Genomic DNA, 26,358 nt, shown 5'->3' with positions numbered 1-26,358 from the left:
CTCCGATGGCGGAGCAGACCCGAGGGCGGCGGAAGGTCCGGGAGGGCATCGTCGTCTCGGACAAGATGGACAAGACGGTGGTTGTGCTGGTGGAGCGGGAGGTGCGCCATCCCCTCTACGGGAAGCGGATGCGCCTCAGCAAGCGCTTCAAGGCCCACGATGAGACCAATGCCTGCCGCGAAGGGGATCGCGTCCGGATCATGGAGACCCGCCCGCTGAGCAAGGAGAAGCGGTGGCGCGTGGTTGAGATCCTGGAGCGGGCGCGGTAAGGCCGAGTCTAGGGCCCGGGAGGTAGGGCGGCATGGTGCAGCAGGAGACGGTGTTGAACGTTGCGGACAACTCGGGCGCGAAGAAACTCCTGTGCATTCGCGTCCTGGGGGGTTCCCGTCGGAGGTACGCGGGCGTCGGCGATGTGATCGTGGCCTCGGTGAAGGAGGCGACGCCGGGAGGGCTCGTCAAGAAGGGCGATGTGGTGAAGGCCGTGGTCGTGCGGACCAAGCACGCCATCCGGCGCCCGGACGGCTCCACCCTGCGCTTCGACGAGAATGCTGCGGTGATCATCGACAACCAGCAGATGCCCCGGGGCACGCGAATCTTTGGGCCGGTGGCCCGGGAGCTTCGGGAACGGAACTTCATGCGGATCGTCTCCCTGGCGCCTGAGGTGCTCTGAGGGTCGGTCGCGACAGGACCTGGGAGGTGAAGCGCATGACGACCAAGGCACGGGCCAAAGTCCACGTGCGGAAAGGCGACCTGGTTGAGGTTCGGAAGGGCGCCGACCGGGGCAAGCGCGGCAAGGTTTTGCAGGTTTATCCCCGCGAGGGGCGGGTGGTGGTGGAAGGCGTGCGTCTCATCAAGCGGCACACCCGCCCCAGCCGGACCAACCCCCAGGGCGGGGTGGTGGAGAGCCCGGCCCCCATCCAGGCGGCCAACGTGATGCTGGTCTGCCCCAGCTGCAACCAGGCGGTCCGGTATGGGAAGGACCGGTCGGGGGAGCAGGTGGTCCGGGTCTGCAAGAACTGCGGCAAGACCATTGACTAGCGGGCGCGAGCGGGGAGGTGTGAGGCCATGTCCCGGTTGCGGGAGTTGTACCAGGAGCAAGTGGTCCCGGCGATGATGGAACGCTTTGGGTACACGAGCGTCATGCAGGTGCCCCGCCTGTACAAAGTGGTGCTCAACATGGGCGTGGGCGAGGCGGCCCACGACTCCAAGGCGTTGGAAGGCGCCATCCGTGACCTGACCATGATTTCGGGCCAGAAGCCCGCCATCACCCGGGCGAAGAAGTCCGTCTCCAACTTTCGGATCCGTGCGGGGATGCCCATCGGGTGCAAGGTGACCCTGCGGGGCCAGCGCATGTACGACTTTGTCGACAAGCTGATCCATATCGCGCTGCCCCGGATTCGGGACTTCTCGGGCCTGTCGCCCAACGGCTTCGACGGGCGGGGCAACTACTCCCTGGGCGTCAACGAGCAGCTGATCTTCCCGGAGATCCGGTATGACGACATCGATCGGATCCGGGGTCTGGACATCACGGTGGTGACCACGGCCGAGACCGATGAGGAGGCCCTGGAGCTCTTCAAGCTGCTGGGCTTCCCCATGCGGGACCGGGCCGCGTAGCGGAAACCGGGGGCAGGAAGGAGGTTGACGTGTGGCCAGAAAGGCGCTCATTATCAGAGCCCAACGCGAACCCAAGTACTCCACTCGCAAAGTGAACAGGTGCCGGCGCTGTGGGCGGCCTCGCGGGTACATGCGGCGCTTCGGCCTCTGCCGCATCTGCTTCCGGGAGCTAGCCCACCGGGGTCAGATCCCGGGCGTGGTTAAGGCGAGCTGGTAGGGCCGGAGGGTGGTAGAGAGATGGTCATGACCGATCCGATTGCCGACATGCTGACCCGGATCCGCAATGCGAGCCACGCGCGCCACGACTCGGTGGACATTCCGAGCTCGCGGTTGAAGAAGGAGTTGGCCCGGGTGCTCAAGGAAGAGGGGTACATCCGCGACGTGCGGATCCTCCAGGACGGCCCCTTCGAGACCATCCGGGTCTACCTCAAGTATGGTCCCCAGAAGCGGGAGAGCATCAGGGGCATCCGGCGCATCAGCAAGCCGGGGCGGCGGGTCTACGCCACCAAAGATCAGGTTCCCAAGGTGCTTGGTGGGCTGGGCATCGCCGTGCTGTCGACCTCCCGCGGCGTGATGACCGACCGGCAGGCTCGCAAGGAGCGGGTGGGCGGCGAGGTCATCTGTTATGTCTGGTAAGGCGCCGGGCCCCAGGCCCTGGCGGCCGTCAAGGGTCGCGGGAGGTGAGCGCGCGTGTCACGGATTGGCAAGAAGCCGATCCCCATTCCCAGCGGGGTGAAGGTAGAAACCACCGACCACCAGGTGAAGGTGAGCGGTCCCAAGGGTGAGCTGGTCCAGCAGGTCCACCCCCGGATGCGGGTGGTGGTGGAGGGGCAGGAGATCCGGGTGGAGCGGGCGAGCGACGCCCGGCAGGACCGGGCCCTCCATGGGCTCACCCGGACCTTGATCGCCAACATGGTTGAAGGGGTTACCAACGGTTTTGAGAAGGTTCTCCTCCTCTCCGGCGTCGGCTACCGGGCCGCCAAGCAGGGAAACAAGCTGGTGCTCAGCCTGGGTTTCAGCCACCCCGTGGAGATCGATCCCCCACCGGGCATCGAGATTGAGGTACCCCAGCCCACCCGAATCGTGGTCCGGGGGATCGACAAGCAGGCCGTCGGCCAGATCGCGGCCGATATCCGGAGCCTGCGCAAGGTGGAGCCCTACCTGGGCAAGGGGATCCGCTACGAGAACGAGCGGGTCCGCCGGAAGGCCGGGAAGGCGGGCAAGGTGAGCAAGGCGTAAGGGGTGAAGGCTTGTGGCTGAGAGGAGTCGTCATGTCGGGCGCGAGCGGCGCCACCGGCGGGTGCGCAAGCGCATCAGCGGGACCCCTGAACGCCCGAGATTGGCAGTCTTCCGGAGCCTGCGCCACATCTACGCGCAGGTGATCGACGACACCCAGGGGCGGACCCTCGCCCACGCGTCCACCCTCGACCCGGAGCTGCGGGGGCAGCTCACCTCCACGAAGAACGTGGAGGCGGCCCGGAAGGTGGGCGAGCTGGTGGCGGAGCGGGCGAAGGCCGTGGGGATCGAACGGGTCGTCTTCGATCGCGGGGGTCACAAGTATCACGGCCGGGTGGCCGCTCTGGCCGATGGGGCCCGGTCTCGGGGACTGGACTTCTAAGAAGAGGCCGGGTACACTGGAGAGCGTTCTGCGTTCGGAAGTGGAAGGGGCGAGAGCGTGGCAGAGCGACGGCGCGTGGGTGGCCGGCGGCGGGATGACCGGCGCCGGGACCGTCCCGAAAGCGAGTTTGAAGAGCGGGTCGTCCACATCAACCCTGTCTCCAAGACGGTGAAGGGTGGCCGCAGCCGGTCCTTCAATGCCCTGGTCGTGGTGGGCGATCGCCAGGGCCGGGTGGGGGCTGGCCTGGGCAAGGCCAAGGAGGTTGCGGACGCCATCCGCAAGGCCGTGGATGAGGGGAAGAAGAACCTGATCGAGGTTCCCCTGGTGGGCACGACAATCCCGCACGAGGTGACGGTGCGCTACAGCGGGGCCCGGGTGCTCCTCAAGCCGGCCTCCCGCGGGACGGGCGTCATCGCCGGAGGGCCTGTCCGGGCGGTGTTGGAGCTGGCAGGGGTGCAGGACGTGCTGAGCAAGTCCCTCGGGTCATCCAACCCCATCAACGTGGTTCGGGCCACCTTGAAGGCCCTCTCCGAGCTGCGGACGGCCGCCGAGGTGGCTGAGATCCGGGGCAAGCGCGTCGAGGAGATCATCGGCTGATCGTCGGCCGATGAACCCTAGGGATGGAGGGGGCGAGAGCGTGGCCAAGCGGTTGCGTATCACGTACCGGCGGAGCGTGATCGGCCGCCCCGAGGACCAGAAGAAGACCATCCGGTCGCTGGGCCTCCGCAAGCTGAACAGCACCGTCGAACAGCCAGATACGCCCACCATTCGGGGCATGATTGCCAAGGTGCGTCACCTCGTGGACGTGGAAGAGGTCGACGCCTGACGGCCGAGGGCACAAGGGGGTTACCGGGGTGAGGATTCACGATCTGACACCGCCGGAAGGGAGCCGCCACCGTCGCAAGCGGGTCGGGCGGGGGATCGGTTCCGGGCACGGGAAGACGTCCGGGCGGGGCCAGAAGGGGCAAGGGGCCCGGAGCGGGGGCGGAAAGGGCCCCTACTTCGAGGGCGGTCAGATGCCCCTGGTCCGCCGCATCCCCAAGCGGGGCTTTACCAACCCGTTCCGCAAGGAGTATGAAGAGGTGAAGCTCCAGGACCTGAACCGGTTCCCGGCAGGGACGCGGGTGACGCCGGAGCTGCTCCGGGAGGTCGGGTTGGTTCGCAAGCAGCGGGATGGCATCAAGATCTTGGGGAACGGTGAGCTGCACGTCGCGCTGGAGGTGAGCGCGCACCGCTTCACCGAGTCGGCTCGGCAGAAGATCGAGGCGGCTGGCGGGAAGGTCGAGGTGATCGGCTGAGATGCTGGAAGCCCTCATCAACGCGTTTCGCATCTCGGACCTCCGGCGGAAGATCCTGTACACCCTGGGGCTTCTGGTGGTCTTCCGCATCGGCTCCTATATCCCCGTGCCCGGTGTCGACGCGGCCACCTTGCGGGAGATGCTCGACATCGGCGGCGGGAACGTCTTTGCCTTCCTCGACCTGTTCGCCGGCGGGGCGTTGGGGAACTTCGCCCTCTTTGCCATGGGCGTCAACCCCTACATCACCGCCTCGATCATCATGCAGCTGCTCCAGGTGGTCATTCCCCGGTTGGAGGAGCTGGCCAAAGAGGGGATCGAGGGTCGGAAGCAGATCGCCCAGTACACCCGCTACGGCACCGTCATCCTGGCCATCGTGCAGGCCATCGGTTTGACGGCCCTGGCGCGCAGCTACGGTGTGATCGCCAGCCCGACCTTCTTCACTCTGGCCGTCATCGTCGTCAATTTGACGGCGGGCTCCCTCTTCCTCACCTGGATCGGTGAGAAGATCAGCGAGAAGGGTATTGGCAACGGCGTCTCCCTGATCATCTTCACGGGGATTGTGGCCCGCTTCCCCTCCCAGATCGGCTTCGCCATCCGGGCGGTGGGAGAGGGCGGGGTGAGCATCTTCAGCCTGCTCCTCTACCTGGTGCTGGCGGTGGTCGTCATCGCCGGCGTGGTCATGGTACAGGAAGGGCAGCGGAGGATCCCGGTCCAGTACGCCCGGCGGGTGGTGGGCCGGCGGGTGATGGGCGGCCAGAGCACCCACATCCCCCTACGGGTCAACCAGGCGGGGGTCATCCCCGTCATCTTCGCCAGCTCCATCCTGACCTTCCCCTTGACCCTGGGGCAGTTCGTCCCCTCGCTGGCGCGGTTTACCGACTGGCTGGCCTTGGGCGGGGTTGGGTATAATATCGTGTACGCGCTGCTGGTGGTCTTCTTCACGTACTTTTACACGGCCGTCACCTTTAACCCCCGGGATGTGGCGGACAACATGCGGAAGTACGGCGGGTTCATCCCCGGCTTGCGCCCCGGGCGGCCGACGGCCGAGTACTTGGACCGGGTGCTCACCCGCATCACCCTGCTGGGGGCACTCTTCCTGGCGTTCATTGCGGTGCTGCCTTACCTGATGGCAGGCATCACCCGGTTGCCCATGCAGATTATGTCCTTCGGCGGCACCAGCCTCTTGATCATGGTGGGCGTCGCCCTGGACACGATGAAGCAGGTGGAGGCGCAGCTCTTGATGCGCCACTACGAAGGCTTCATCCGCTAGGGAAGGCGGCGACGGGAGGGTGATCATTCTCAAGTCGTCCGAAGAGATCCGCCGGCTTCGCCGGGCCGGGAAGCTGGTGGCCGACGCGCATGCGCTGGTGGCCGAGATGATCCGTCCCGGCGTGACCACCGCCGAGCTGGATGAGGCGGTGGAGCAACTGATCCGGAAGGCGGGCGGCATCCCGACCTTCAAGGGGTACCAAGGGTTCCCGGCAAGCATCTGCACCTCCGTGGACGATGAGGTGATCCATGGGATTCCGGGCTCCCGGCGGCTGGAGGAAGGCCAGATTGTCTCGGTGGACATCGGGGTGACCTTAGACGGTTTTGTGGGCGACAGCGCCTGGACCTACCCCGTCGGCGCCATCGCGCCCGACGTCCAGCGGCTTCTCCAGACCACGGAGGAGGCCCTGTACCGCGGAATCGAAGCCGCCCGCCCAGGGAACCGCATCTCCGATATCGGGCATGCGATCCAGACCTGGGTTGAGCGCCGCGGCTTCTCTGTGGTGCGTGACTTTGTCGGCCACGGGGTGGGGCGCGAGATGCATGAAGAACCTCAGGTGCCCAACTTCGGCCCCCCGGGGCGGGGCCCCCGGATCAAACCTGGCATGTGCCTGGCCATCGAACCGATGGTCACCATGGGGAAGCATCATGTGCGGATCTTGGACGACCAGTGGACGGCGGTGACGGTGGATGGGTCCCTCGCGGCCCACTTTGAGCACACCATCATCGTCACCCCCGATGGGCCCGAGATCCTGACCCGGCGGGAGTGAGCCGGGTCGGGAGCGGGATGGTGAGGTGTTATGGCCAGGAAGCCGGAGCTCGGCGGACGGGTGACATCCCGAGCCGGGCGGGACGCAGGTCGGTGCTACATGGTGGTCGGCTTGGCCGATGAGCGGATGGTGCTGGTGAGCGACGGCGACCGCCACCCGCTCAGCAAGCCCAAGCGGAAGAACCTGAAGCACCTGTGGCTTCATGCGGAGGTCGATCGGGATCTGGGCCAGCGGCTGATGCGGGGGGAGCCGGTGAGCGACCGGGAAATTCGGGCTCGCATCGAAGCGTGGCTGGCCGAGGAGGCCAGCGCCGGAGAGCGATCGGAGCCGGCAGGCGTCGCGGAATAGGAGGTGATGGCACGGGTGGGTAAGGAAGACGTGATCGAGATGGAAGGGACCGTGATTGAGCCGCTGCCGAACGCCATGTTCCGCGTCGAGCTTGAGAATGGCCACCGGGTTCTGGCGCACATTTCCGGGAAGATGCGGATGCACTACATCCGAATCATCCCAGGCGATAAGGTGACCGTTGAGCTTTCGCCGTACGATTTGAGCCGGGGCCGGATTGTCTACCGGAAGCGGTGACGGCCCGGCCCAGTGGGGAGGTGGGTGCAGATGAAGGTGCGGCCCTCGGTGAAGCCCAGGTGCGAGAAGTGTAAGGTGATCCGGCGCCACGGCCGGGTCATGGTTATCTGCGAGAACCCGAAGCACAAGCAGGTGCAGGGTTAGTCAGGAGGGTGTGACGATGGCGCGGATCGCCGGCGTCGACATCCCGCGAGAGAAGCGTGTGGAGGCGGCGCTTACCTACATTTACGGCATTGGCTTGTCGACGTCCCGCAAGATCCTGGCGAAGACGGGCGTCAACCCCGACACGCGCGTGCGGGATCTCACCGAGGACGAGGTGACCCGCCTCCGGGAGGTCATCGAGAAGGAGCACGTGGTGGAGGGTGACCTCCGGCGGGAGGTCCAGGCCAACATTAAGCGGTTGATCGACATCGGTTGCTACCGGGGCCTCCGCCACCGCCGGGGCCTGCCGGTCCGGGGCCAGCGGACGCGCACCAACGCTCGGACGCGCAAGGGCCCGCGGCGGACGGTCGGCATCCGGAAGAAGAAGAAGTGAGGCCAGGCCAGGGGGCCGTTCAGCCCAGCAGTCAGCTCGGGTTCCATGAGGGGTGAAGGCGCATGTCCAGACAGCGGGGCACCACCCGGGTGAAGCGCCGGGAACGGAAGAACGTGGCGTACGGGGTGGCCCACATCAAGTCAACCTTTAACAACACGCTGGTCACCATTACCGACCGTCAGGGGAATGTGATCGCTTGGGCCAGCGCCGGGACCGTTGGCTTCAAGGGTGCCCGTAAGGGGACGCCGTACGCGGCCGGCCTGGCGGCGGAGCGGGCGGCGCGGATGGCCATGGAGCATGGCATGCGGGAGATCGACGTCTACGTCAAGGGACCGGGTTCAGGCCGGGAGGCCGCCATCCGTTCCTTGCAGGCGGCCGGCTTGGAAGTGAACGCCATCAAGGACGTCACCCCCGTGCCCCACAACGGCTGCCGTCCTCCCAAGCGGCGCCGTGTCTAACGTGAGGAGGTGAAGGGATCCAGCATGGCACGATACACCGGCCCCGTTTGCCGTCTCTGCCGGCGGGCGGGCGAGAAGCTTTACCTCAAAGGTGACAAGTGCTACAGCGACAAGTGCCCCGTGGCCCGGCGGACCTACCCGCCCGGTCAGCACGGGCAGCGGCGGCGGAAGGCGTCGGATTACGCCCTGCACCTGCAGGAGAAGCAGAAGCTGCGCCGCATCTACGGCGTGCTGGAGCGCCAGTTTAGCCGGTACTACGAGATGGCGGCCAAGGCCAAGGGTGTTACGGGCGAGACTTTGCTGCAGATCTTGGAGCGGCGCCTGGACAACGTGGTTTACCGCCTCGGGTTCGGCGTCTCCCGTCCTCAGGCCCGTCAGCTGGTCATGCACGGCCACGTGGCGGTCAACGGGCGGAAGGTGGACATTCCGTCCTATCTGGTCAAGCCCGGCGACGTCATCAGCATCCGGGAGCGGAGCCGGGACCTGGACCTGATCAAGGCCAACGTGGAAGCGGCCCAGCAGCGCGGTGTGCCTGAGTGGCTCAGCTTCAGCCCCGAGACCTACTCGGGTGAGGTCTTGGAGTTGCCGCGCCGGGAGCAGATCGACCTCGATGTGGAAGAGCATCTGGTCGTCGAGTACTACTCCCGGTAGGGGCGCCCGGTTGAGGGCCTGGTCTGAAGGGGGGCAACGGTGCGCATGATCGAGATCGAACGGCCGCGGATCGTCAGCGAGGTCTTGGAGCCGACCTACGGCCGGTTCGTGGTGGAACCGCTGGAACGCGGCTACGGCACCACGCTGGGGAACAGCCTCCGGCGGATCCTGCTCTCGTCCCTTCCCGGTGCGGCCCCTACGGCGGTGCGGATCGACGGGGTGCTCCACGAATTCTCGACGATCCCGGGCGTGGTCGAGGACACGACGGACATCGTCCTCAACCTGAAGCAGCTCTTGGTGAAGCTGCACGTCGACGAGCCGGTGCAGGTGCGGGTGGAGGCCCAGGGCCCCGCCGAGGTAACGGCCGGGGACATCATCGCCGGCCCCGAGGTGGAGATCCTGAACCCTGACCTCCACATCGCCACCCTGGACGAGGGCGGCAGGCTCTACATGGAGATTACCCTTGAGAAGGGCCGGGGATACGTCTCCGCCGAGCGGAACAAGAAGGATGAGATGCCTATTGGCCTCATCCCTCTCGACGCCATCTTCACCCCCGTGCCGCGGGTGAACTTTGAGGTGGAGAACACCCGGGTGGGTCAGGTGACGGACTATGACCGCCTGATCCTCGATGTGTGGACCGATGGGAGCATTGCTCCCGACGAGGCAGTCAGCCTGGCGGCCCGCATCATGTCGGAGCACCTGAAGCTCTTCATCGCTCTGACCGACACCTCCGCCGACGTGGAGATCATGGTCGAGAAGGAAGAGGAGGAGAAGGACCGGCTCCTGGAGCTGCCCATCGAGGAGCTGGATCTGTCGGTCCGCTCCTACAACTGCCTGAAGCGGGCCGGCATCAACACCATCGAGGATCTCGTCCGGAAGACCGAAGAGGACATGCTGAAGATCCGGAACCTGGGCAAGAAGTCGCTCGCGGAGATCAAGGAGAAGCTGGGCAACTTCGGGCTCTCCTTGCGGTCGGCGGACGAGTAGTGACCACGGCGAGGTGAATGGCGTTGAAGCGACACAAGCTGGGCCGGAATGCAGCCAGCCGGCGCGCGTTGCTCCGCAACCAGGTGAGCGCCCTCATCGTCCACGGGCGCATCCAGACCACCGAGGCGAAGGCCAAGGCCATCCGGCCGTTGGCTGAGCGGATGATCCATTTGGGCAAGGAGGGCACCCTGCACGCCCGCCGTCAGGCCGCCCGGTACTTAGTGGGGAAGGAGCCCGTCCGGAAGCTCTTCGAAGAGGTGGCTCCCCGGTACCAGGACCGGAACGGCGGCTACGTGCGGATCGTCAAGGTGGGGCCCCGCCGCGGGGATGCCGCGCCCATGTCCATCATCGAACTGGTGTGATCGATGCGCCCCCAACGGCGCGTGGTCCTCGTCGTCGAGTACGACGGGACGGGTTTTGCGGGATTTCAATCCCAACGGGGGCGTCCCGGCGGCCGGGTCACCGTTCAGGACGCCCTGAGGGCGGCGGTCCAGCGGGCGACGGGCGAATCGCCCAGGCTCTTGGCGGCCGGCCGGACCGATGCCGGTGTCCATGCCCTGGGCCAGGTGGTCGCTTTTGACACGACCAGCTCCATTCCCGGCGACCGGTTCGCCCCGGCGTTGAACCGCCACCTGCCGGACGGGGTGGTGGTCCGCCGGTCCTGGGAGGCGGAGGCCTCCTTCCACCCCCAGTACGGGGCGGTCTCCAAAGAGTACCGGTACCTGCTCCTAACCCGGAAAGAGCCGACCGCCCTGGCCCGGCACCGGGCCTGGTGGGTGCCCCGCGAGTTGGATCTGGAGGCGATGCGGGAGGCGGCGGCGGGGCTCACCGGACGGCATGATTTCGCCGCCTTTGCCAGCACCGGCTCTTCGGCCCGCTCCACCGTCCGGACCGTGTACCGTTTGGATCTTCTTCCCCAGCCCCCGTGGCTGGTCGTTGCGGTGGAAGGGGACGGCTTCCTGTACCGGATGGTCCGCCGCCTGGTGGCTGGGCTGGTCGAGGTGGGGCGGGGCCGGATGGCCCCGGCAGACCTGACCCGGCGCCTGAAAGAACCCCACCTGAAGCCTCCGGTGGGAACCGCGCCCCCGTGGGGCTTGTACCTGGTCCGGGTCCGCTACCCGCCCGAGCAACCGGGCGGGGTCGAAGGGCCTGGGGACCCGATCGGCGAGCTGATTGACCCGCTTGCCTCGATGTGGTAGCATCATACCGCCCCATTTGGAGGGCGGGTGCCGTAGGTGAGGAGGAGCTCGACCATGCAGGGCGTGACCCAGCGGACGGTGGTTCCCAAGAAGGACGAGATTGAGCGGAAGTGGTACGTGGTCGACGCGCGCGGGCAAGTCTTGGGCCGCCTGGCCAGCCGCATCGCCGCCATCCTTCGGGGGAAGCACAAGCCCTATTACACCCCCCACCTGGACACGGGGGATTACGTGATTGTGATCAACGCTGCGGACGTGGTGCTGACCGGCAAGAAGTGGGACAAGAAGAAGTACTTTTGGCACACCGGGTACCCCGGCGGCCTGAAGCAGCTGACCGCTCGCCAGATGCGGGAGCGGCATCCTGAGGCGCCCATCCGGCGGGCCGTGTGGGGGATGCTGCCCCACAACCGCCTGGGCCGCCAGATGATCAAGAAGCTGAAGGTCTACCCCGGGCCGGACCATCCGCACCAGGCTCAGAACCCCGAGCCGCTGCAGCTTTCCTAAAGGAGTGGGGTTGGTATGGCAGTCGAAGTGAGCGAGCGCACGTACGCCACCGGGCGGCGCAAGACCGCGGTGGCCAAGGTCTGGCTCATGCCGGGCACGGGCGAGATCCGGGTCAACGGGCAGACCGTCAGCCAGTACTTCGGGCGGGTGACCCTGGAGCGGGAGATCCTCCGTCCCTTCCAGGTGACCGAGACCGAGGGGAAGTTTGATGTCCAGGCCCGGCTCCTCGGCGGGGGCGTGGCCGCCCAGGCCATCGCCCTGAGGCACGGCATCGCCCGGGCGCTGAGCAGCCTGAACCCCGAGTTCCACACGCCGTTGAAGCGGGCGGGCTTGCTCACCCGGGACCCGCGCATGAAGGAGCGGCGCAAGTACGGCCTCAAGAAGGCCCGGAAGGCGCCCCAGTTCTCCAAGCGCTGAACCTGGGCCCTGCTGGCTTGCTCTCATCCTTTGGCCGTCCGTTTTCGTGGCCGTCCGTCGCCGCGGCGGTCCGGTGGCGCGCTGGTGGATCCGCGGGCTGTTCCTCAGGGTGTCTCGGGGGAAGCCTCCGCCTCCGGCCCCTCCTCCGGGAGAAGGAGGCGGCGCAGGAGGTCGGAAAGGCTCCCGGGGCGCCGGGGCAGCCCGTCATCGCGCTCGGACGCCGCCCCAGGGGCCTGGGGGCGGGGGGCCTGGGGAAGGAGAAGGGGGAAGAGGGAGCCGGAGCGGGGCCGGCCAGGCTCCGCGGCGACGGTCACCTCGCCCCGTTCGAAGGCCGCGCGGCTGGCCGGCAGCCCCTCCCCTTGGGGCGCGCCCCAGGTGCAGGGCGCGTACCGGCTGGGCACCTGGCCCCGGAGGAGGGCGTGAGGTTGGGCCCGGGGGCAGCGCTCGCTCGCCCGCAGGCCGGTGAAGGGATCGATGAGCACGTCGGGGACCACCCCCGGGGGCGGGGTGAAGGCCTGGACCGGCCGGTGGGCCAAAGCCCGGGTGATGAACCGGCCCCACAAGGGGGCGGCCAGGGTTCCCCCGCCGCCGGCGATGGGCGAGCCGTCGTCGTTGCCCAGGTAGACGGCCGCCACCAGCTCCGGCGTGTACCCCACAAACCAGGCATTGACCAGATCGTCGCTGGTCCCCGTCTTCCCCGCGGCCGGCCGACCGGGCCACGCCGCGGTCCCCGTGCCCGTCTCCACCACGCCCCGGAGCATGTCGGTGATCAGGTAGGCGATCTGTGGGCTGAGGACCAGGCGGGGGTCCGGCTCCTCCTCGATCCAGACCCGGCCTTGAGCATCTTGGACTCGGATGATGCCGTGGGGTTCCACCCGGTAGCCGCCGTTGGCGAAGACCGCATAGGCGGCGGCCAGCTCCAGCGGCGTGACGCCCTCGGCCAAGGCGCCCAGCACCAGGCCCAGGTGGCGGTCGGCGTCGCCGATCCGGGAGAGACCGAGCCGCCGGGCCATCTCGATCCCCGCCTCCACCCCGATCTGACTCAAAAGCCACACGGAGCCGTTGTTGAGCGAATCGACCAGGGCCTGGCGAAGGGTGACCGGGCCCCAGTACTCATCCTTGTAGTTCTCCGGGGCGTACTCGCCGAACCGGTGGGGCCGGTCGTCCACCAGCCAGTTGGGCTGCCAGCCCTGTTCCAGGGCGGCGGCGTAGATGATCGGCTTCAGCGCGGACCCGGGCTGGCGGACGGCCAGGGTCGCCCGGTTCCACTGGCTCTCCCGGTAGCTGCGGCCGCCCACCAGGCCCAGGACTCCTCCTGTCTGGGGGTCCAGGGCCACGATGGCGCCCTGGTGCTCGCCCAGGATCCCCTCCATGGCCGCTTGCACCTGGGGATCGATGGTGGTCTGGACCACCAGCCCGCCGTACCGGACCAGGTTGGAGCCCAGCCGCCGGACGAGTTCAGACCGGATCCAGTCGGTAACGTACCGCTCGCCCCCGGAGGGCCGTTGGGCCAACTGGAGGGGGGCTTCCCGGGCGGCGGCCGCCTCCTCCCGGGTGACGTAGCCGTCCTCCACCATGCGGTCCAACACGTAGGCCTGCCGGGCTAAGGCACCGTCCAGGTTGCGGAAGGGTGAGTACAGGTAAGGCCCCTGGAGGATACCGGCCAAGAGCGCGCTCTGGCCCAGGTGAAGCTGTTCGGGCGGGCGCCCGAAGTAGGTCCGGCTGGCCGCGTCGACGCCCACCGCCCCCTCGCCGAACTCGTACCGGTTGAGGTACATCTCCAGGATCTCCTCTTTGGAGAAGCGCTGCTCCAGGAAGAGGGCCAGGACCATCTCCTGGACCTTTCGGCTGAGGGTCTGCTCGGTGGTGAGGAAGAGGGTGCGGGCCAGCTGCTGGGTGATGGTGCTGGCCCCCTGGACGATGGACCCGGCCCGCAGGTTGGCCCAGATGGCCCGCCCGATGGCGATCAGGTCCACCCCGCGGTGCTGGTAGAAGCGCTTGTCCTCCGCGGCCACCACCGCCTGCTGGAGGTGTAGGGGCACCTCATCCAACGAGACCCGTCGGACGGCGCCCCAGCCAGCGTACGCAAAAAACTGCCCCTCCCGGTCCAGAAGGACGGCCGCCTGGGGCGGCGCGTCCGGGTCCAAGCCAGCCACCAGACGGTAGCTGTTGACCACCACCAGCACCAGGACCAGAAGGAGCAGGATCAAAACCCCGAGTCCGATGCGTCGGAACCAACGGATCATGGCAGTGGCGGGCCTCGAACGGCCTCGCCCCTACCTTGCGACAGGGAACGGGAGCCTATACGAAGCTCACGTGTTCCGGCGCCCTTGGGTCAGCCTTCCATCCCCGCCCGGTGGGCCTGAGGGGCGAAGCCCAGCTCCACCGTGCGCCGGATGGCTGCCGGGCCCAGACCCGCCAAGCCCAGACTCTCCACCGTACGGCCGGTGGCGCTGTACTCCACCCGGTGGAGGCACTCAGCCATCCGGACCAGGGACTCCATGACGGCCATGGGCAGGCCCAGGGCCTTCCCCAGGGAGACCATGGGGACCAGCCCCGTGGGCACATCCTCCGTCAGGTAGCGGTGCCGGTCGGTTTGGGGGGCCTTCAGGCCCCGGTAGGACCGGTTGGCCTGAATGGACTCGTAGAGGTTCCGGCCGTCGACACCGTACGCCTTCCGCAGCCACTGGCGGGCCGACAGGACCTCCACCCCCAACCGGGCGGCCAGGTCGGTCCGCTCCCGGTCGGCCTCTTCCATCACCGCCGCCACCCCGGGGGTGATCCCTTCATGGTAGTGGTCGAAGGGGAGGCCTGCCTGAACCCGGCCCAAGTTGAGCAGGAGGGGCGCGGGGTGGAAGATGGCGCCGATATTCTGCAGGCTCGTCTCCAACACGTTCCGGGCGGGCACGAAGGCCGGGTGGATCTTCTGCAGCAGCTCGACGACCCGCCGCGTCTGGTGGGCCGGCACCGCCGCCACCCGGACCCGCTGCTTGATCTGGTAGATCCGCGCGGTCCCCGGCGCCTCGACACGACTGGCCATGAGGAAGGTCTCCGCCTCCGCCACCACGTTGGGAAGGCCGGCAGCCGCCAGAATCCGGGCCACCTCCAGGGCCCCGCCCGTCCGGCCGGGGTGGAGGAGGACCACCTGCTCGGGCGAGAGGTGAGGAACCATCCGGTAGGCCAGGGGCCGGTGGGCCGTGGCCGGTGTCACCACCATCACCAGGTCGGCCCCGTCCAGGGCCTCATCGATGTGGGTGGTCACCTGCAGCCGCACGTGGCCCGAGACCACACCCTCGAGGGTCAGCCCAGAGCGGAGGGGCATCAGAGCCTCGGCCGAGCGGTTGAAGAGCCGGACCTGGTGCCCTTGCCAAGCCATCCAACCGGCCATCGCCTGACCGCCATGGCCGGCGCCCAGCACGGCGACGCGCAGAAAGTCCCGGTGAGGCATGCCACAACCTCCTCACATCACAGGATGGGCCCCGGTTGACCACGCAGGGAGTTGGCTGAGAGACCTCCGTGCAGGTGCCGCCACGCGGCAGGTGACGACCAACCAGCCGCACTCCCTTGCAACGCTTGCGGGGTTAGCTGACGGGTTCGGGCGGCAAGAGTTCGCCCTTCCCCGGCCCAGGCCGGAGATTCACCCCGAAGAGGTTGGGTCCCCCGCTCGCACCCGTGGGGCGCGATTCAGCGATTCAGCTGGTCTCGAGGCGGGTTATGCACACCCAATTATACGGAAACCCCTCCAGGAGATGCAACCCGGCCTCACTCCCCGGGCCAAGATCGGTCCCGGCGCGGGTGCGCCCGGCGGGTTTCAGGCTGCAGGCCCCCGGCCGCCCGGCGCGGAACCAGAGGACAGAAGACGGCGAAAGGGCTGGCACCCCGGCGGCGCCGGGGAAGGGAGAGGAGTGCGTGCATGCTCGACCCGCGGGTTGTGGATGAGCTTCGGGCCATCGTCGGCCCCGCCTGGGTCTTGGACAGCGAGGCGGACCGGGCGGCCTACGCCTACGACGGGGCCCCTGGGTACCGGTCCCTGCCCGATGCGGTGGTCTTCCCTGGGGCGACGGAGCAGGTCCAGGCGGTGGTCCGGCTGGCCGCCCGGGAGGGGATCCCCCTCCTCCCCCGGGGCCAGGCGACCAACCTCTCGGGCGGGACGGTCCCTGTGGAGGGCGGCATCGTCTTGGTCATGACCCGGATGAACCGGATCCTGGAGCTGGACCGGGAGAACCTGACGGTGACGGTGGAGCCAGGGGTGATCACGGCCCAGCTCCAACGGCAGGTGGAGGCGGAGGGTCTCTTTTACCCGCCCGATCCGGGGAGTGTGGCCGTCTCCACCATCGGCGGGAACGTGGCGGAGAACGCCGGGGGCCTGCGGGGGTTGAAGTACGGTGTCACCGGCGATTACGTCATGGGCTTGGAGGCGGTGCTGGCCAACGGTGAGCGGATCACCACCGGGGGCAAGAACGTCAAGGATGTGGCCGGCTACGACCTGACCCGGCTCCTGGTTGGCTCGGAGGGGACCTTGGCCATCATCACCCGGATCATCCTCCGGCTGATTCCCCTGCCGCCGGCCCGCCAGGTGGCCCTGGCTGTCTACACCCGCCTGGAGGAGGCGGCTCGGAGCGTGGAGCGGATCATCGCCGCCCGCATGCTCCCCGCCACCCTAGAGTTCCTCGATCAGGGCACCATCCAGGCGGTGGAGGCCTTCGCCCGGGTGGGTCTTCCCACTGACGCGCAGGCCGTCCTCCTCATCGGCCAGGACGGTCCGGAAGAGCAGGTGGCCAACGACATCGCCGCGGCGGCGGCCATCTGCCGGGAGGCGGGGGCGGTCCGGGTGGAGGTGGGCGCCAGCCCTGAGGAGGGCGACCGCCTGATGGCGGCCCGCAGGGCAGCCCTTTCCGCCCTGGCTCGGATCCGCCCCACCACCATCCTGGAGGACGCCACCGTGCCCCGGGCCCGCCTGGTGGAGATGCTCCAGGCCATCCAGGAGGCGGCGGCCCGGCACCGGGTGACCATCTGCACCTTCGGCCACGCGGGCGACGGCAACCTCCACCCCACCTGCCTCACCGACGAGCGGGACCGGGAGGAGATGGCCCGGGTGGAGGCTGCCTTCGAGGACATTTTCCGGGCGGCCATCCAACTGGGCGGGACCATCACCGGTGAGCACGGGGTGGGCCTGGCCAAGCAGAACTACCTGGAGTGGAAGGTCGGCCCCGCGGGGATGGCGGCCATGCGGGCGATCAAGGAGGCTCTGGACCCCCAGAACCTGCTCAACCCGGGGAAGATCTTGCCCCGCCAGCGCCCCCGTCGCCTGGTGGTGAGGCAGGGATGAGCGGGCCGCTCAAGCTGCGGGATCCCGAGACCCTCCGGCTCCCCCTGGAGGCGGCGGTCCAGTGCATGCGGTGCGGCTTCTGCCTGGCCGCCTGCCCGACCTACCAGGTGACAGGCTTGGAGACCCAAAGCCCCCGGGGGCGGATCCACCTGGTCCGCTCGGCCGCGGAAGGGTGGCTGGATCCGGCGGCCATCCTCCCCGCGTTGGACCTGTGCATCGGCTGCCGGGCCTGTGAGCCTGCCTGCCCGGCCGGGGTCCCCTACGGCCAGATCCTGGAGGCGAGCCGGGCGGAGCTGGAGCCCCGGCGGCCCCGCCCCTGGCTGGAAGGGGTTGCCTGGCGGGTTGTTCTCCGGGGCCTCTTGGGCCGCCCCTGGGGGCTCCGCCTGAGCCGGTGGCTCTACCGCCTCTACCGCGCCCTGGGGCTCCAGGGCCTGATCCGTCGGACGGGGGTCTTGGAACGGCTCCTGCCGCCCTTGGGTGAGCTGGAGGCCTCCCTGCCCAGCCCGGAGCGGGCGGACGGGCCCGCCAGGGGGAAGGCCCCCTTGGGGAACGGTCCACGGGTCGCCTTCTTCTCCGGGTGTGTGCAGGCCATCGCTCTGGACCACGTCAACCAGGCGGCCATCCGGGTTCTGGAGGCGGCGGGCTGCCAGGTCCTCATCCCGCCCGGCCAGGGGTGCTGCGGGGCGGTCCACGCCCACCTGGGGGACCGGGAGGCCGCCTTGGCTCAGGCCCGGCGGAACATCGAGGTCTTCGAGCAGGTGGAGGCCGACTGGATCGTGAACGTGGCGGGTGGTTGCGGCGCGGCCCTCAAGGAGTACCCCGACTGGCTGGCCGGCGATCCCCAGTGGGCTGAGCGGGCCCAGGCCTTCGCCAGCCGATGCCGGGACTTCACCGAGCTGGTGGACCAGCTGCCCCTTCCCGAGCTGGGGCCCTTCGAGGCGGCGGTCACCTACCAGGACTCGTGCCACCTGCGGAATGTGCAAGGGGTGGTCGATCCGCCCCGGCGCCTCCTCCGGCGGGTGCCCGGCCTCCGGTACGTGGAGCTGCCTGGCGCGGCCCAGTGCTGTGGCGCAGGCGGCGTCTACACCCTCACCCAGCCGGCTATGAGCCGGGAGCTTTTGGATGCTAAGATGGCCCAGGTGGCCCAGGTGGGGGCTTCGGTCCTGGCGGTGGCCAACACCCCCTGCCACCTCCAGCTCTTGATGGGGGCCCGGCGGCTCGCTCAAGGGCGGGTGGGCGGCGCGCCGGCGACGGCGCCCGTTCAGGTGCTCCACATCGCCGAGATCCTCGACCGGGCCATCCAGGCCGGGGCCCGGGGAGCCGGTTAGAGGAGCCCGCCGTGCTCCCGGACCACCAGCTCCGCCCGGTCCAGCTCCCGGGCGGGGGCGACGATGGTGAGCAGGTAGCCCTTCTCGGGGGCGTCGGTTTCCAGGCCGGAGCTACCGGCCCCAGGGACGGGCCCCATCAGGGGAGCGCCCGCCTCTTCGGGGCCGTCTCCGCCCCCGGGGGCCAGGCTGGTGAAGCTGCCCGTCAGGGGGTTGGTCAGAATGGAGGCGTCTCCCCTGGCGTGGCGGCTCACCCGGTCGATGTGGAGCTGGTGGAAGCCCGCTGCCCCGAGGGCCGCCTTCGCCGCCTCGGCCTGGGCCCGGGAGGGGAAGAAGGCAAGGAGTATCTGCCGGTCCGGCTCCTGGCTCACGGCCATCCCTCCCGGGGGCTAGTATCTCCTGGGAGGCGAGGTGCCCGACTCACGGGCTCGCGGCGCTCTCGCCGTCGAAGACGTAGACCCGCTCCCGCCCCTGTTCCACGGTGGCCAGGTGGACGGGCTTCCCCCAGAGGCGGTAGAGGTGTTCCAAGGTCTTCAGGGCATACCGCCGGTCCAGATCCCACCCCTCATGGCGGTGGCGGAGGAGAAGCTCGCCCCGGCCCCGGTAGTCGCCATCCTCCACCACGATGTAGGGGATGCCGCAGTGGGTCAGCCTCTGGACCAGGTGATCCCGCACCCGCTCCCAGTCCTTCTCCACCACCTGCCAGTGGCCGTCCACCTGAGCGTAGAGGTAAAGGTCCAGCTCCTCCACCAGCTCCTTGGTCAGGTAGTTGCGGATGAAGGAGAGGTCCGTCTCCGTCTCCCGGACCTCGAAGATCTTGGCCCGCCCCTCGCCCCCCTGTCGGCCCCACCGCTCCCGCTCCTCGGGGGTGGGGTGGTCCCACCGCCGCTCGATGGACTCGAAGAGCTTCAGGCCCAGAAGGTAGGGGTTGATCTGGTGGGGGGAGGGCTGGATGACGCCCGCGTGCATCTGAGCGAACTCCAAGGCCTCCGCGTCGGAGAGGTCCAGGGCCCGCATGATCCTTGTGTGGAAGTAGGTGGCCCACCCCTCGTTCATGATCTTGGTCTCCAACTGGGGCCAGAAGTAGAGCATCTCCTGGCGGATCATGAGGAGCACGTCCCGCTCCCAAGGCTCCAGGATGGGGGACGCCTCCGCGATGAACCGGACCAGGTCTTTGACGGGCCGCCGGGGGAAGGCCCGCCGGGTGGGCTGGGCGGGTGGGCTCTCTTGGCGCTCCTCACCGGTGCCGCCGGGCAGCCACCGGTCCAGGGCCCACAGATCGGCGTAGGGGTCCTGGGCTGCACCGTCAGCCGGGCTCCGCTCCGGCAGGTTCGGTTCCTCCTCGGGCTCGCGGGCCCAGGGGTCGGTGTAGGGATCCACCTGATCCTGGATGGCCAGAGCCGCGTCCAGGACGCGCTCCACCGCCTCCCGGCCGTACTTGAACTCATAGGCCCGGATCCGCTCCGCGTGGACCGCCATGGTCTCCACCATATCCCGGGCGGTCCGCCGGAAGCGGGCGTTGTTCTTGAAGAAGTCCACGTGCGCCAGGACGTGGGCGGCCACCACCAGGTTCTGGAGGAGGCTGTTCCCCTCGAGCAGGAAGGCGTAAGCCGGGTTGGCGTTGATCACCAGCTCGTAGATCCGGCTCAGGTTGAAGTCGTACTCGGTCTTCATCCGGTGGTAGGCCTTCCCAAAGCTCCAGTGGCTGAACCGGCGGGGCATGCCGTAGGCCCCGAAGGTGTACATCACCTGGGCCGGCACCACCTCGAAGCGGACCGGGTAGTAGTCCAGGCCCAGGGACCGGGCGATCCGGTCGATCTCCTCCAACCGCCGTTCGAAGAGGGCCAGCTCCGCCGGGGTCATCCCACGAGCCCCCCCGGGACCGGCTCAGTCCGCCGGAAGAAGCGCTTCAAGGCGGGGTAAACCTCCTCCTTGGAGCGGATCTGGACGCAGGTGAAACGGGGATCCTGGAGCCGTTCAAAGGCGGCCATCAGGGTGCTCTCCCGGTAATACCGGGAACTGGTGATCTCGCCGTAGCCCACCGCGCTGGACCGCTCCAGAAGCTCGCTCATCAGCTTCACGCAGCGGACGTTGTCCGACGGGAAGTTGTCACCGTCGGAGAAGTGGAAGGGGTAGATGTTGTATTCCGCGGGCGGAAAGCGCTGGTCGATGATCTCCAAGGCCTTCTCGTACGCGGCGGAGCACTTGGTGCCGCCCGACTCGCCCTTGGTGAAGAACTCCTCCTCCGTCACCTCCCGGGCCCGGGTGTCGTGGGCGATGAAGACGATCTGGACATCCCGGTAGCAGGTCCGGAGAAAGCGGACCATCCAGAAGTAGAAGCTGCGGGCGATGTACTTCTCGAAGGTGCCCATGGAGCCCGAAGTGTCCATCATGGCCAGGACCACCGCGGAGGCGATGGGCCGGTGGTGCTCCTCCCACGTCTTGTAACGGAGGTCCTCCCGGCGGATGCCGTCCAAGCCCCGGCGGCCCTGGCGGGCCGAGCGCCGCAGGGCTTCCAAGAGGGTGCGCCGCTTGTCGAGGTTGGCCTGCAGGCCCTGCTTCCGCACATCGGTGAACTCCACGCTGGGGTTCTCCAGGTGGGCCCGCCGCTTCTGCTGCAGGTTGGGCAGCCCCAGGTCGGCGAAGATCAGCTCGGCCAGCTCGTCGACGGTCACCTCCGCTTCGTAGTAATCCACCCCCGGCTGATCCCCCGCCCCCGGACCCGCCCCTGGGCCGGCCTCGCCCCGATCCGGGCGGGCGGGCCCCAGGATGTGCCCCACCTCCGTCCCCCCGGGGCCCGAGCCCGCGTGCTCGCCCTGGTAGGGATCAAAGCGAAACCGGTACTCTTCCAGCGAGCGGATGGGGACCTTCACCACCTTCCGCCCGTCGGAGAGGATGATGCTCTCCTCACTGACCAGCTCCGCCAGGTTCTCCCGGATCGCTTCCCGGACCTTCTCCTGGTGCCGCTGTTGATCCAGCTCCCCCTGGCGGTGGAGGGACCAGTCCTCCCTGGAGACGACCAAGAGCCGGTCGGCCATGGCGCTCCCCCCTCACGGTGCTCCCGCGCGTTGTGGCGCGCCTAACGGTTCAGGAGGCTGCCCGCGTAGCGGAGGAGCTCGTTGGCGCAGATGGGGCAGTAGCCGTGCTCCTCCATGAGGCGGGCGCTCACCTCGTTCAGCTTCTTCATTTGTTCAGGGTCGGGGGTCTTGGTGGAGGTGGTGATCCGGATGACGTCCTTCAGGTCCGCGAAGAGTTTCCGCTCGATGGCCTCCCGCAGCCGCTCGTGGGAGGTGTAGTCGAACCGGCGGCCCCGCCGGGCGTAGCTGGACATCCGGATCAGGATCTCTTCCCGGAAGCTCTTCTTGGCGTTTTCGGAGACGCCGATCTGCTCCTCGATGGAGCGCATCAGCTTCTCGTCGGGGTCGATCTCCTCGCCGGTGATGGGGTCCTTCACCTTCTGGGTGTTGCAGTAGGCCTCCACGTTGTCCAGGTAGTTCTCGAAGAGGGTCCGGGCCGACTCTTCAAAGGAGTAGACGAAGGCCTTCTGCACTTCCTTCTTGGCCAGCTCGTCGTACTCCTGACGGGCGATGGCCACCAGGCCCAGGAGCCGCTCCTTCTCCTCCTCGGTGATGGAGGGGTGCTGATCCAAGCCGTCCTTGAGGGCCCGGAGCACGTCCAGGGGGCCGATGCAGGGCCGCGACCGGGTGACAAAGGCGCTGGAGATCCGGTTGATGACGTAGCGGGGGTCGACCCCGTCCATCCCTTCGTTGGGAAATTCAGCCCGGAGCTCCTCCACGTCCGCCGGCTTGAAGCCCTCCACCTCCTCGCCGTCGTAGAGCTTCATCTTCTTGACCAGGTCCATTCCCTGCTTCTTGGAGGGCTTGAGACGGGAGAGGATGGAGAAGATGGCCGCCACCCTCAGGGCGTGGGGGGCCATGTGCACCTCCCGCAGATCCGACTGGCGGACCAGCTTCTCGTAGATGCGGACCTCATCGGAGACCCGGAGGTTGTAGGGAATGGGCATGACGATGATCCGGGAGTGGAGGGCCTCGTTCTTCTTGTTGGCCACAAAGGCGCGGTACTCTTCCTCGTTGGTGTGGGCGATGATGCACTCGTCCGCGGAGATGAGGGCGAAGCGGCCGGCTTTGAAGTTCCCCTCCTGAGAGAGGGAGAGGAGGTTCCAAAGGAACTTCTCGTCGGCCTTCAGCATCTCTTGGAACTCCATGATGCCGCGGTTGGCGATGTTCAGCTCGCCGTCGAACCGGTAGGCCCGGGGATCGGACTCAGAGCCGTACTCGGTCACCGTGGAGAAGTCGATGCTCCCCGTCAGGTCGGCGATGTCCTGGCTCTTGGGGTCCGAGGGCTGGAAGGTGCCGATGCCGATCCGCTGCTCTTCCGAGAAGACGATCCGGTGGACCAGGACCTCCTCGATCTGGTCCCGGTAGTGCTCCCGGACCATGAGCTGGCACGAGGGGCAGAGGGAGCCCTCGATCTTGATGCCGAAGTCCCGCTCCACCTCGGGGCGGAGCTCGTGGGGGATCAGGTGGAGAGGGTCTTCGTGCATGGGGCAGCCCTTGATGGCGTAGACCGCCCCCTCGTCGGTGCGGGTGTACTGGACCAGTCCCCGCTTGAGCATGTTGACGATGGTGGACTTACCGCCCGAGACAGGACCCATCAAGAGCAGGATCCGGCGGCGGACGTCCAGCCGTCGGGCGGCCGCATGGAAGTACTCCTCCACCAGGCGCTCCAAAGGCCGTTCCAGGCCAAACAGCTCCTGTTCGAAGAAGCGGTACCGGCGGTGGCCATCCACCTCTTCCACACCGTGGGAGATGATCATATCGTAGATGCGGGCATGGGCGTGGCGGGCCAGCTTGGGGTTGCGGGTGACCATCTCGAAGTACTCGGCGAAGGTCCCTTCCCAGGAGAGGTGCTGTTCCTGTTGGCGGTAGGCCTCCAGCCGCTTGGCAAGATCCAAGGCGTCTCACCCTCCCTCACGTAGGGTCCCAGTTCGTCAGAGCGGACCGTGGGGCCGATCGGGGAGAGGCAGGCCGGTCAGCATGCTGCTCGTGGACGGGGCGGGATACCCGGATGGTCGGTGCGGACGTGGGGCCCTGGGGACCCATGGGTCCGGGCCGCGGTGGCAACGGGTTGGGGCAGTGCTGGCCAAGGTGGGGGCAGGAGGGATGGTGGGGCTGCTGCTGCCAAGGGAGACGAGCGAGGCGTGACAGGCTTCTCGAGGCTGTGTTCCGCGTCTTTCACCGCGGCGCGTTCCATTCCTCCTATCAGAACCGTCCAAATTCCACCGTTCTGACCGGTCCGACCGGCACCCTGGCCGGGGCTCCGTTGCTAGGATGTTCCCTGGGTTGGCAGATATACGGAGTCCAGGAGGTTCCTGGCATCCGGGCCGGCTGGGGAACGGCGCTCTGCAAGCATTGTACGGGCCAACCCGTCCCAGCGCTCCTCTCGACGGTGGGAGCCCGCTCCTGCCCGCCTAGGGTGGGGTCTCCGACTCGGGCTGGAGCTCGGGGGGCGGGTCTTCCAGGAGGAGCCGGGCCAGGCGCTCCCGTGTGTTCAAGGTGGGATCCTCCAGGACCCGGTCCAGGAGGTAGGCGAGCGCGCGGCCGACGGCGGGCCCGGGGCCGATCTGGAGGAGGGCCATCACATCGTGGCCGTCTAGGGCCAGGTCCCGGACGGTGAAGGCGGAATCCTCGGCCACCACCTCCGCCAGCAACGCCTCCAGGTGGTCGGCGAAGGGGTTCTCGGGGCCGTGGCCGCTGGCGATGTGGTCCGCCCGGCGGAGCGCGATGAGCCGCCGGATCCAGGCCTCGCCCGTCTCTTCCCCCTCCAGACGAGGGGCTTGGGTCATCCAGCGGCGGATCGCCTTCTTCCCCACGTCAGGCCCCGAGACCATGTGCCAGCGGACGAGGCTGGCCACCACCTCCCGGCGGCGGCGGTCCAGCTTGAGCCGCTGGCCGATCTGGGCGGCCACCTCCCCGCCCGCCACGTCGTGGCCGTGGAAGACCAGCCGGCCGTCGGCCAGCCGCTGGGCCGTTTGGGGCTTGGCCACGTCGTGGAGGAGCGCGGCCAGGCGGAGGACGGGGTCGGGGGGGCAGGCGGCCACCGTCTGGATCAGGTGGTCCAGAAGGGTGGGCGCGTTGGGCTTCCCCTGGGGGAAGGTCCGGGCGGGGGCCAGTTCGGGCAGGATGGTCTCCAAGAGCCCCAGGTGGCTCGCCTCCCAGAGGGCCTGGGCCACGTGGGGACCGGCCAGGATGCGGAGGAGTTCGTCCCGGATCCGCTCGGCGCTGAGCAGGGTGAGCCGGTGGGCCAGGGCTTGGGCTGCCTGACGGGTCGCCTCTTCGATCTGGAAGCCCAGCTGGGCCACCAGGCGGATGGCCCGGAGGCTCCGCAGAGGGTCCTCCCGGAGGCGGGCCAGGGGCTCGCCCACGGCCCGGATCCGCCCCTGGGCCAGATCCTCCCGGCCCTCCCACAAGTCGACCAGCTCTCCTGTCAGGGGGTCGTAGGCCAGGGCGTTGATGGTGAAGTCCCGGCGGGCCAGGTCCGTCGTCAAATCCCCGGTGAACGCGACGCGGGTGGGCCGGTGGGCGTCCCGGTACTCCAGGTCGGCCCGGAAGGTGGTCACCTCCACCTCATGGGGCGGCTCCTCGGAGGCCAGGGGAACGGTTACGGTTCCGAAGGCGACCCCCGTGGGCCGGGCGTCGGGGAAGAGGGCCAGCACCTGGTCGGGCCGGGCATCGGTGGCCAAGTCCCAGTCGTGGGGCTGGCGGCCCAAGAGGCGGTCCCGGATGGAGCCCCCCACCACGTAGGCCTGGAAGCCCGCCTCCCGCAACCGCCCGCAGACCTGGCGGATGGGGTGGGGGACCTCCACCGGGTGTTGGCTTCGCGGCTGGCTCTGCGCCATACCACTCCCCCCAACCAACTTCCCCTTCAGCATAGCCCCCGAAAGGGCCCAGCGGAAGCCCTGGCGGCCTGGGCCCAGCCCCCGGAGCAGGCGCGGGCCTCCAGGGGGTCGAATGTTCCCCTGCAGGGGCAGCCATGCCCCGGCCCGGCCCCAAGGGAGGAGAGAGTCGGTGCTCTACCCAAGCATCGTCGCCCTGGTCGCGTTGGTCTTCACCGTCGCCTTGGTGGGCCAGTACCGGGCTCGCCGGAAGGCGCACCAGCTCCTCTGGGCCATCGCCCTGGCCCTGGGTTTCTTGGGCGCCGCGGGGTATCTGGCCGCCCTCCGGGGGAGTGCCGCCGGTTTCCGTCTCTACTACCTGGCGGGGGCCCTCTGGATGGCCCCGGTCATGGGGCTGGGCAGCGTCTACCTCCACTACGGGCCCGACCGGTCCCGCTGGGTGGCGGCCCTGGTGGTCTTGACCGGGGTGGTGGCCAGCGTGGGGGTGATGGGCGCGCCCTTGGATGGGGAAGCCCTGGCCCGCCTGGACGGTGGTCCCGGGCAGGATGTCCTCGACCTGGCAGGCCTGCCCCTGGCGGCGTTGATCCTCTCCAACACCTTCGGGGTGGTGGCCGTCGCCGCCCTGGCCATCCGCTCGGCCCTGCGCAGCCGTTACACACCTGACGGAAAGGGCTTCGCGGTGGGCAACCTCCTCCTGGCCCTGGGCGTGATCCTCCTGGGGATGGCGGGGAGCCTGGCCCGGCTGGGCGTGCCGGGAACCTTCTGGATCATGATGGCCCTGGGCTTCCTGATCCTCTACGGGGGCTTCGCCACCATCAACCGGGCGGCCGCTCGGGCCCGCGAGGCCCAGCCCGGCGGCCAGGCGGGGGCCCGGGTCTAGGTTGGGGGA

General features: G+C 68.5%; 34 protein-coding genes and 1 riboswitch. Of the genes, 27 read left to right on the top strand and 7 right to left on the bottom strand.

Translation table 11 applies throughout. The features are described 5' to 3' along the window. Positions 1-5 precede the first annotated feature (5 nt). The 24 genes from rpsQ (at position 6) to rpsI (ending at position 11,899) form a co-directional block, all read left to right on the top strand. Entirely contained in the window at positions 6-269 is a 264-nt protein-coding gene (rpsQ, locus tag FWJ67_RS04890) for a 30S ribosomal protein S17 (RefSeq protein WP_304171175.1), read from the top strand. Positions 270-301: 32 nt separating this feature from the next. Then, a complete protein-coding gene (gene rplN / locus FWJ67_RS04885; RefSeq protein WP_304171173.1) occupies positions 302-670 on the top strand; it encodes a 50S ribosomal protein L14 in 369 nt (122 codons plus the stop codon). Between the two features lie 35 nt (positions 671-705). Further along, positions 706-1,038: a 50S ribosomal protein L24 gene (rplX, locus tag FWJ67_RS04880; protein ID WP_304171171.1), complete on the top strand. Its 333-nt coding sequence runs from the start codon at positions 706-708 to the stop codon at positions 1,036-1,038. A 27-nt stretch (positions 1,039-1,065) separates the two neighbouring features. Next, positions 1,066-1,614 carry a 50S ribosomal protein L5 gene (gene rplE, locus FWJ67_RS04875; protein WP_304171169.1) on the top strand — a complete coding sequence of 183 codons (549 nt, stop codon included), beginning with the start codon at positions 1,066-1,068 and terminating at the stop codon, positions 1,612-1,614. Positions 1,615-1,645: 31 nt separating this feature from the next. Beyond that, positions 1,646-1,831, top strand: a complete 186-nt coding sequence (locus FWJ67_RS04870) for a type Z 30S ribosomal protein S14 (RefSeq protein ID WP_304171167.1) — start codon at positions 1,646-1,648, stop codon at positions 1,829-1,831. A 20-nt stretch (positions 1,832-1,851) separates the two neighbouring features. Beyond that, positions 1,852-2,250 carry a 30S ribosomal protein S8 gene (rpsH, locus tag FWJ67_RS04865; RefSeq protein WP_304171165.1) on the top strand — a complete coding sequence of 133 codons (399 nt, stop codon included), beginning with the start codon at positions 1,852-1,854 and terminating at the stop codon, positions 2,248-2,250. A gap of 54 nt (positions 2,251-2,304) precedes the next feature. Continuing rightward, on the top strand, positions 2,305-2,853 hold the full coding sequence (gene rplF, locus FWJ67_RS04860) for a 50S ribosomal protein L6 (protein ID WP_304171163.1): 549 nt from the start codon (positions 2,305-2,307) through the stop codon (positions 2,851-2,853). Between the two features lie 13 nt (positions 2,854-2,866). Then, positions 2,867-3,232 (top strand): 50S ribosomal protein L18, encoded by a 366-nt coding sequence (gene rplR, locus FWJ67_RS04855; RefSeq protein WP_304171161.1) that lies wholly within the window; start codon positions 2,867-2,869, stop codon positions 3,230-3,232. Between the two features lie 75 nt (positions 3,233-3,307). Further along, positions 3,308-3,829: a 30S ribosomal protein S5 gene (rpsE, locus tag FWJ67_RS04850; protein ID WP_304171197.1), complete on the top strand. Its 522-nt coding sequence runs from the start codon at positions 3,308-3,310 to the stop codon at positions 3,827-3,829. Positions 3,830-3,869: 40 nt separating this feature from the next. Next, positions 3,870-4,058, top strand: a complete 189-nt coding sequence (gene rpmD / locus FWJ67_RS04845) for a 50S ribosomal protein L30 (RefSeq protein ID WP_304171159.1) — start codon at positions 3,870-3,872, stop codon at positions 4,056-4,058. Positions 4,059-4,086: 28 nt separating this feature from the next. Next, the gene (gene rplO, locus FWJ67_RS04840; protein WP_304171156.1) at positions 4,087-4,530 is read left to right on the top strand and encodes a 50S ribosomal protein L15; all 444 of its coding nucleotides are present in this window, start codon (positions 4,087-4,089) and stop codon (positions 4,528-4,530) included. A gap of 1 nt (position 4,531) precedes the next feature. Then, the gene (gene secY, locus FWJ67_RS04835; RefSeq protein WP_304171154.1) at positions 4,532-5,800 is read left to right on the top strand and encodes a preprotein translocase subunit SecY; all 1,269 of its coding nucleotides are present in this window, start codon (positions 4,532-4,534) and stop codon (positions 5,798-5,800) included. A 19-nt stretch (positions 5,801-5,819) separates the two neighbouring features. Next, on the top strand, positions 5,820-6,569 hold the full coding sequence (gene map, locus FWJ67_RS04830; RefSeq protein ID WP_414482032.1) for a type I methionyl aminopeptidase: 750 nt from the start codon (positions 5,820-5,822) through the stop codon (positions 6,567-6,569). Between the two features lie 99 nt (positions 6,570-6,668). Further along, positions 6,669-6,917 carry a hypothetical protein gene (locus FWJ67_RS04825; protein WP_304171058.1) on the top strand — a complete coding sequence of 83 codons (249 nt, stop codon included), beginning with the start codon at positions 6,669-6,671 and terminating at the stop codon, positions 6,915-6,917. Positions 6,918-6,932: 15 nt separating this feature from the next. Then, entirely contained in the window at positions 6,933-7,151 is a 219-nt protein-coding gene (gene infA / locus FWJ67_RS04820; RefSeq protein ID WP_304171066.1) for a translation initiation factor IF-1, read from the top strand. Positions 7,152-7,181: 30 nt separating this feature from the next. Continuing rightward, positions 7,182-7,295, top strand: coding sequence for a 50S ribosomal protein L36 (gene rpmJ / locus FWJ67_RS04815; RefSeq protein ID WP_304171055.1), 114 nt, complete (start codon positions 7,182-7,184; stop codon positions 7,293-7,295). A 16-nt stretch (positions 7,296-7,311) separates the two neighbouring features. Then, positions 7,312-7,686 carry a 30S ribosomal protein S13 gene (gene rpsM / locus FWJ67_RS04810; RefSeq protein WP_304171053.1) on the top strand — a complete coding sequence of 125 codons (375 nt, stop codon included), beginning with the start codon at positions 7,312-7,314 and terminating at the stop codon, positions 7,684-7,686. A gap of 62 nt (positions 7,687-7,748) precedes the next feature. After that, on the top strand, positions 7,749-8,144 hold the full coding sequence (gene rpsK, locus FWJ67_RS04805) for a 30S ribosomal protein S11 (RefSeq protein ID WP_304171051.1): 396 nt from the start codon (positions 7,749-7,751) through the stop codon (positions 8,142-8,144). Between the two features lie 24 nt (positions 8,145-8,168). Continuing rightward, positions 8,169-8,795: a 30S ribosomal protein S4 gene (rpsD, locus tag FWJ67_RS04800; RefSeq protein ID WP_304171049.1), complete on the top strand. Its 627-nt coding sequence runs from the start codon at positions 8,169-8,171 to the stop codon at positions 8,793-8,795. A gap of 45 nt (positions 8,796-8,840) precedes the next feature. Beyond that, complete coding sequence (locus tag FWJ67_RS04795) at positions 8,841-9,782, top strand: DNA-directed RNA polymerase subunit alpha (RefSeq protein ID WP_304171064.1); 942 nt, start codon at positions 8,841-8,843, stop codon at positions 9,780-9,782. Between the two features lie 23 nt (positions 9,783-9,805). Further along, the gene (rplQ, locus tag FWJ67_RS04790) at positions 9,806-10,144 is read left to right on the top strand and encodes a 50S ribosomal protein L17 (protein WP_304171047.1); all 339 of its coding nucleotides are present in this window, start codon (positions 9,806-9,808) and stop codon (positions 10,142-10,144) included. Between the two features lie 3 nt (positions 10,145-10,147). Then, positions 10,148-10,981, top strand: coding sequence for a tRNA pseudouridine(38-40) synthase TruA (gene truA, locus FWJ67_RS04785; RefSeq protein WP_304171045.1), 834 nt, complete (start codon positions 10,148-10,150; stop codon positions 10,979-10,981). 54 nt (positions 10,982-11,035) lie between these two features. After that, a complete protein-coding gene (rplM, locus tag FWJ67_RS04780; protein ID WP_304171043.1) occupies positions 11,036-11,482 on the top strand; it encodes a 50S ribosomal protein L13 in 447 nt (148 codons plus the stop codon). A 15-nt stretch (positions 11,483-11,497) separates the two neighbouring features. After that, the gene (gene rpsI, locus FWJ67_RS04775) at positions 11,498-11,899 is read left to right on the top strand and encodes a 30S ribosomal protein S9 (RefSeq protein ID WP_414482603.1); all 402 of its coding nucleotides are present in this window, start codon (positions 11,498-11,500) and stop codon (positions 11,897-11,899) included. 104 nt (positions 11,900-12,003) lie between these two features. On the opposite strand, the gene FWJ67_RS04770 is transcribed toward rpsI, so the two are convergent. Then, a complete protein-coding gene (locus FWJ67_RS04770; RefSeq protein ID WP_304171041.1) occupies positions 12,004-14,145 on the bottom strand; it encodes a transglycosylase domain-containing protein in 2,142 nt (713 codons plus the stop codon). A gap of 89 nt (positions 14,146-14,234) precedes the next feature. Further along, complete coding sequence (locus FWJ67_RS04765; RefSeq protein ID WP_414482034.1) at positions 14,235-15,347, bottom strand: NAD/NADP octopine/nopaline dehydrogenase family protein; 1,113 nt, start codon at positions 15,345-15,347, stop codon at positions 14,235-14,237. Positions 15,348-15,453: 106 nt separating this feature from the next. Then, positions 15,454-15,599, bottom strand: a riboswitch (cyclic di-AMP (ydaO/yuaA leader). Between the two features lie 213 nt (positions 15,600-15,812). On the opposite strand from FWJ67_RS04765, the gene FWJ67_RS04760 reads away from it, so the two are divergent. Next, positions 15,813-17,228, top strand: coding sequence for an FAD-binding oxidoreductase (locus tag FWJ67_RS04760; protein WP_304171037.1), 1,416 nt, complete (start codon positions 15,813-15,815; stop codon positions 17,226-17,228). Next, complete coding sequence (locus FWJ67_RS04755; protein WP_304171035.1) at positions 17,225-18,556, top strand: (Fe-S)-binding protein; 1,332 nt, start codon at positions 17,225-17,227, stop codon at positions 18,554-18,556. Before FWJ67_RS04760 ends, FWJ67_RS04755 begins: the two co-directional genes overlap by 4 nt. Here FWJ67_RS04755 and FWJ67_RS04750 read toward each other — a convergent pair. From FWJ67_RS04750 to FWJ67_RS04730, 5 genes are all read right to left on the bottom strand, one after another. Continuing rightward, positions 18,553-18,924 (bottom strand): hypothetical protein, encoded by a 372-nt coding sequence (locus tag FWJ67_RS04750; RefSeq protein WP_304171033.1) that lies wholly within the window; start codon positions 18,922-18,924, stop codon positions 18,553-18,555. The two genes, FWJ67_RS04755 and FWJ67_RS04750, sit on opposite strands and share 4 nt — an antisense overlap. A gap of 49 nt (positions 18,925-18,973) precedes the next feature. After that, on the bottom strand, positions 18,974-20,416 hold the full coding sequence (locus FWJ67_RS04745) for a SpoVR family protein (RefSeq protein ID WP_414482035.1): 1,443 nt from the start codon (positions 20,414-20,416) through the stop codon (positions 18,974-18,976). Then, complete coding sequence (gene yhbH / locus FWJ67_RS04740) at positions 20,413-21,591, bottom strand: sporulation protein YhbH (protein WP_304171029.1); 1,179 nt, start codon at positions 21,589-21,591, stop codon at positions 20,413-20,415. The genes FWJ67_RS04745 and yhbH overlap by 4 nt, the downstream gene beginning before the upstream one ends. 41 nt (positions 21,592-21,632) lie before the next feature. Beyond that, positions 21,633-23,528, bottom strand: a complete 1,896-nt coding sequence (locus FWJ67_RS04735) for a PrkA family serine protein kinase (protein WP_414482036.1) — start codon at positions 23,526-23,528, stop codon at positions 21,633-21,635. Between the two features lie 516 nt (positions 23,529-24,044). Next, complete coding sequence (locus FWJ67_RS04730; protein WP_304171025.1) at positions 24,045-25,472, bottom strand: CCA tRNA nucleotidyltransferase; 1,428 nt, start codon at positions 25,470-25,472, stop codon at positions 24,045-24,047. A gap of 169 nt (positions 25,473-25,641) precedes the next feature. Here FWJ67_RS04730 and FWJ67_RS04725 point away from each other — a divergent pair, with 169 nt between their 5' ends. Continuing rightward, positions 25,642-26,349, top strand: coding sequence for a hypothetical protein (locus tag FWJ67_RS04725; protein WP_414482037.1), 708 nt, complete (start codon positions 25,642-25,644; stop codon positions 26,347-26,349). Positions 26,350-26,358: the final 9 nt, after the last annotated feature.

The sequence above is a fragment of the Limnochorda sp. genome (assembly GCF_047459355.1).
GTDB lineage: Bacteria > Bacillota > Limnochordia > Limnochordales > Limnochordaceae > Limnochorda.
This window is presented reverse-complemented; position numbering and strand designations above follow the sequence as displayed.